General features: G+C 76.6%; 6 protein-coding genes. All 6 read right to left on the bottom strand.

The window, feature by feature from the left end; all coding sequences use genetic code 11:
- A partial coding sequence (locus tag FHL79_RS24530; RefSeq protein WP_138761166.1) for a flagellar hook assembly protein FlgD occupies positions 1 to 450 on the bottom strand: 450 nt, incomplete at its 3' end.
- Positions 451 to 463: 13 nt separating this feature from the next.
- Entirely contained in the window at positions 464 to 1,816 is a 1,353-nt protein-coding gene (locus FHL79_RS26310; protein ID WP_138761167.1) for a flagellar hook-length control protein FliK, read from the bottom strand.
- Complete coding sequence (locus FHL79_RS24540; protein WP_138761168.1) at positions 1,813 to 2,778, bottom strand: NlpC/P60 family protein; 966 nt, start codon at positions 2,776 to 2,778, stop codon at positions 1,813 to 1,815. Before FHL79_RS24540 ends, FHL79_RS26310 begins: the two co-directional genes overlap by 4 nt.
- Positions 2,766 to 3,221, bottom strand: a complete 456-nt coding sequence (locus FHL79_RS24545) for a flagellar FliJ family protein (protein WP_138761169.1) — start codon at positions 3,219 to 3,221, stop codon at positions 2,766 to 2,768. The genes FHL79_RS24540 and FHL79_RS24545 overlap by 13 nt, the downstream gene beginning before the upstream one ends.
- Entirely contained in the window at positions 3,218 to 4,582 is a 1,365-nt protein-coding gene (locus FHL79_RS24550; RefSeq protein WP_246081210.1) for a FliI/YscN family ATPase, read from the bottom strand. The genes FHL79_RS24545 and FHL79_RS24550 overlap by 4 nt, the downstream gene beginning before the upstream one ends.
- Positions 4,579 to 5,286 (bottom strand): FliH/SctL family protein (locus FHL79_RS24555; RefSeq protein ID WP_138761170.1); only part of this gene is annotated, 708 nt, incomplete at its 5' end. The genes FHL79_RS24550 and FHL79_RS24555, both read right to left, overlap by 4 nt.

Genomic DNA, 5,286 nt, shown 5'->3' on the forward strand with positions numbered 1-5,286 from the left:
GCTGGTGGCGGACGTACCGGCGGGAGCGGTCGGCAGCGCGACCTGGGAGATGCGGGCGAGGTCGACGTCGACGCCGCCGATGACGGCCTGGGACTCCGCCGTGCTGTCGCTGCTGATCTTGACCGCGGTCACCACACCGGTCTTGGTGGCGCCGTCGGAGTCGGTGTAGGAGACGGTCTGGCCGACCAGCGCACCGGCGCTCAGCGACTTCTGCAGGGTCAGCGACTGGCTGTTCTGCTTCGCGATGGCGTCCAGGCTCTGCACCTGGGCGAGGGTCGCGGTCTGCGCCATCAGCTCGCTGCTGCTGGCCGGGTCGCTGGGGTCCTGGTACTTCAGCTGGGCGACGAGCAGCTTCAGGAACGTCTCGGAGTCGAACCCGTTGGCGCCGCTCACCTGGGTGGTGGCGGTGTTGGTCGCCACCTGCCCGGCGCCGCTGACTGGGGCGGTCATCTGGTGGTCTCCCTCACGCGAGGACGTCCACGCCGGACGACGTGGACAGGTCGGAGGTGCGGGCAGCGCTGCCCGTACCGGGGTGGTCACCGGTCAGCGCCCAGCTGCGCGGCCCGGCGGCGGGCTGACCGGGCCGGCCCTGCCCCTGCTGGGAGTCGGCCAGCTGCTGCTGTGCCGCCCGGGCCCACGGGCTGCTGTCCCCGCCGGAATCGGCGCCGACCTCGAGCCGGTTGAGCGAGAGGCCCGCGCCCTCGAGGTCGCGGCGCAGGTCGGGCAGTGCGTCGGCCAGGGCGTGCCGGCCGAGCTCGTGCGCGCCGTGCAGGGTCAGGTCCAGCGTCCCGTTGGTGACGGTGGCTCGGATGGTCACCGGGCCGAGGTCGTCGGGGGTGATGACCAGGGTCATGGTCTGGCTGCCGTCGGGGGCGTGGGTCAGGACGGCGAGCTGACGCCCCAGCTGGGCGGCGACCGGCGGCTCGTCGCCCGGCACCGTGGCCGTCGGGACGGCGGTCACCGGTGCGGCGGGTGCGGCCGGCGCTGCGACGGTCCCGGTGAACACCGGGTCGACGACGGGAGCGGTGGCGGCGGCGGTCGGGGAGGACCCCGTCCCCTGGCCGCCGGTGCCCCCGTCGGACGTCGCCGCGCCGCCGTCAGAGGTGGTGCCCGTGGTGCCGCCGAGCAGCGCGCCAGGGGCCGGGGTGGCCGTGTCGGCAGCGACGGCCGGGGTGGGCGCGGGAACGGCCCCGGTCGCCGTCGCGCTCGCGGTCGCAGCCGGCGCAGCCGGCGCAGCGGCGACCACGACGGAGAACGGGGTGACGGTGGGCTCCGCCGACGGTGCCGGGGGAGGGCTCGTCACGGCAACGGCCGCGGGGAGCGGAGGAGGCAGGGGGGTGGACGCCGGAGCCACCGCTGCAGCGGGCGTGGCCGGGCCGCTGGCCGGCTGCACGGTCTCCGGAGCTGGAGCGGCCGGGATGGTCCCGGCGCCGGGCGCCGTCGCCGGAGCCGCCGCGACCGGCGCGGCGGTGGGCGGGGTCGCGGTCGCAGCCGGAGCCGCGACGGGGGCGGTGGCCGACTCCGCGGCGGGGGTGCCGGACGGGACGACGGAGACCGGCTGCGCGACGCTGAGCAGCGCCCACAGGCCCGGCTCCACCGGCGCCGCGGGGCTCGGGACGGCGTCCAGGTCTGCGGCGGGCTCGTCGTCGGCGGTCGCGCGGGCAGCGTCCCGGTCGGGGGTGCCGCTGCCGGTGAGGGCGTCGTCCAGGGCGCTGGCGAAGGCCGGCGAGGACTCGGCGGTGCCGGCGGGAGCCGCGCCGGTGTTCCCGGTGGCCGGCATCGCCGGTGCCGCGGCCAGGAGACTGGGAGCTGTCATCGGTAGGCCTCCGCGGCGCTGGTCACCTTCTGGACGTAGGACTGGGTCTCGCCGTAGGGCGGGATGCCCCCGTAGCGCCGCACCGTGCCGGGGCCGGCGTTGTAGGCGGCCAGGGCGAGCTCGGTGGAGCCGAACTGCTCGGTCAGCTGGCTCAGGTAGCGGGCCGCGCCGTCGATCGAGGAGGCGGCGTCGCCCGTGTCGACGCCGAGGCCGGCGGCGGTGGCCGGCATGAACTGCATGAGCCCCCGCGCCCCGGCGGGCGAGACGGCGGCGCCGTTGAAGCCCGACTCCGTCTTCGCCATGCCCGCGAGCAGGGCCGGGTCGACGCCGTACCGGCTGCCGGCCTGGGTGAAGAGGTCGGCGTACGGGACACCGGCGAGGCCGCCGGCGCTGCCGGTCGTCGCGCTGCTCGGGGAGCTGGTGGCGTCCGGCAGCACGCGGCGGATGACGGTGGGGTTGCCCACGTCCTGGACCTGGACCACCTCGCCCTCCTGCGGCGCGGCGATCATCTGCCCGTTGCCGACGTAGATGCCGACGTGGTCGATGCCGGGGCGGGACGGCGAGTAGTCGTAGAACACCAGGTCGCCGGGCTGGGCCTCGGCGAGCGAGGCGACCGCGCGGCCGGAGGTGGCCTGCTGCGAGGAGGTGCGGGGGAGGTCGACGCCGAGGTCGGAGTAGACCTGCTGCACCAGCCCCGAGCAGTCGAAGCCGGTGCTCGCGTCGGTGCCGCCCCATGCGTAGGGGACGCCGAGGTACTTCGACGCCGCCTGGACCACGGCCGATCCGCTGTCGCTGCCGGCGGCGGCGCTCGTCGTCGACGAGGAGGACACCGCGGCGGTGCCGGTCAACCCGGCGGAGGCGGCGGCGGTCGACCAGGCGGAGCTCGCCGTCGTCGTCGGGGCGGTGAGGAACCGGGTCTGGATCTCGCTGATCCGGCTCTGCACGGCGCTCAGTCCGTCCATGTCGCCTCCTCCTCTCGCCGTCGGTCGGTGCTGTGTCGTCGGGTGACCAGGTCGTCGACCACCCGGGCCTCGGCCACGTCGGCCGCTGCCTGCAGTGCGGCCACGTGCCGCTCGCGCAGCCGCTCCAGCCCCTTGGTGCGCTGAGCGGCCTCGGTCCACCGCACGCGGACCAGTTCGGCCTGCTCGGCCTGGGCCACGGCGAGTGCCCGTGCAGCTGACACATCGGCAGCCGCGGTGGTCGATGCGACCATCGCCGCGATGAACGCCCGGCCGTCGAGCCCGCCGGGCGCGGTCCGGGTGGACAGCGCCTGCGCCTGCTGCTCGGCCCGGTCGGCGGCCTCGGTGGCCTCTCGGGCGGCCGCGGCCGCGGCCAGCCCGGCGGCGCGCTCCTCGGTGCGGCGCAGCCGGAGGACCGGTTCGAGGCGGAAGGGTGCCTGCTTCACGCGGCCGTGATGATCGCGTGCAGCCGGGCCCAGGCCTCGGGCAGCGGCGTCGAGTCGGCGGTGGACTGCCGCAGGAAGGCGTCGATGTCGGGCACCAGCCGGCGGGCGCGGTCGACGAGCGGGTCGGTGCCGGTCTGGTACGCGCCGATCTCGATCAGCTCCCGGACGTCGCGGAGGGCGCCGAGCATCCGCCGGAGCTCCCGGGCGTCGGTCATCTGCGCGCCGGGCACGACCGCCGTCGCCACCCGGGAGATCGACTCCAGGACGTCGATCGCCGGGAAGTGGCCGGTGGTCGCCAGCTTGCGGGTCAGCACGACGTGCCCGTCGAGGATGGAGCGGGCGGTGTCGGCGATCGGCTCGTTGTGGTCGTCGCCGTCGACCAGCACGGTGTAGAGCCCGGTGATCGACCCGGCCGTGCTCGTGCCGGCCTTCTCCAGCAGCTTGGGCAGCATCGCGAAGACGCTCGGCGGGTAGCCCCGGGTGGCCGGGGGCTCGCCGGCGGAGAGCCCCACCTCGCGCTGGGCCATCGCCGTGCGGGTGATCGAGTCCATCATCAGCAGCACGTCGCGACCCTGGTCGCGGAACGCCTCGGCGATCCGGGTGGCCACGAACGCGGCCTTGAGCCGCACCAGCGGCGGCTCGTCGGAGGTGGCGACGACGACGACGGACTGCGCCAGCCCCTCGGGGCCGAGGTCCTCCTCGATGAACTCGCGGACCTCGCGGCCACGCTCGCCGATCAGCCCGATGACCCGGATGTCGGCGTCGGTGCCGCGGGTGATCTGGGACAGCAGGGTGGACTTGCCGACGCCGGAGCCGGCGAAGATGCCCAGCCGCTGACCGCGTCCGACCGGCACCAGGGTGTCCAGCGCGCGCACCCCGGTGGCCAGCGGGCGGCTGACCCGGGCCCGGGTCAGCGCGTTGGGCGTCTCGCTGGTCAGGTCGACGTAGGAGACCAGGCTGCCCAGCGGCGGCCCGCCGTCCAGCGGCCGGCCGAGCCCGTCGAGCACCCGGCCGAGGAGGGCCTCGCCGACGGGCACCTGGAGCGGGCGGCCGGTGGGCCGGACGGGGGTGCCCGACCGGATGCCGGAGAGGTCGCCCAGCGGCATGCAGGTGAGCCGGTCCCGGTGCACCGCGACCACCTCGGCGAGCAGCGGCCGCTCCCCGGGGGAGACCTCGACCAGGTCGCCGACGGCGGCGGTGACGCCCTCCACGCTGAGGGTCAGGCCCATCGCACCGGTGACGATGCCGGTCAGCTGCGGGCGGGCCGCGGACCGGGCGCGAGAGAGGACCCCCTCGCCCCCCACCGCTCGCCAGCTCGCGGCGGGCCCCTGCGAGGGGGCCGGGGCCGGTATCGAGGTCACGAGCGCAGCACCTCCAGCACCCGTTCCAGGGCGCTGGTCAGCTGGGCGTCCACCCGGATGCTGCCGGCCTCGGCCAGCGCACCGGCGCGCTCGACGGACTCGTCGGCGACCACGGTGACCGAGGCCGGCAACGGGGCGAGCGCCGCGGCGGGCACCTCGGCGAGGTCGTCGGGGTGCAGCCGGACGACGACCGGCACGTCGGTCGGGCAGAGGGTCAGCGCCCGGCGGAGGGCGTCGAGCCCGTTGGCCTCGGCCATGGCGACCTCCCGGCCGAGGAGGTCGCCCACGAGCAGCACGACCGCGTCCAGGACGCTGTCCCGCAGGTCGTCGACGACCGGTGCCGCGGTGGCGTCCAGGCGCTCGACCGCCGCGCCCATCGCAGCCGTCGCGGAGGCCAGCCGGCGCTCCCAGCGGGCCTGCACGTCGGCGAGACGCTGTTCGGCGGCGCGTTCGGCGGCGGCGACGACCTGCTCGGCTGCGACCAGGCCCTCGGCGTGGCCGGCGGCCCAGCCCTCGCGCCGGGCCTCCTCGCGGAGCCGCTCCAGCTGCCCGGCGTAGACGTCGCCCAGCCGCACGCCGGTCGGGCCGGCGGCGTCCCCGCGGGTGGTCCCCACGTCCAGCACGACACCGTCGGCGGCGGGGCGCCGACCGGGCGGCACCGGAGCGGCGACCGGGGCCCGCGGGGCAGGGGCGGGCGGCGGGAC

The organism is Modestobacter altitudinis (genome assembly GCF_005930475.1).
Lineage (GTDB): Bacteria > Actinomycetota > Actinomycetes > Mycobacteriales > Geodermatophilaceae > Modestobacter > Modestobacter altitudinis.

Coding starts and splice junctions, on each gene's coding strand:
- FHL79_RS26310 (WP_138761167.1), bottom strand. CDS start 1,816: ATGACAGCTCCCAGTCTCCTGGCCGCGGCACCGGCGATGCCGGCCACC.
- FHL79_RS24540 (WP_138761168.1), bottom strand. CDS start 2,778: ATGGACGGACTGAGCGCCGTGCAGAGCCGGATCAGCGAGATCCAGACC.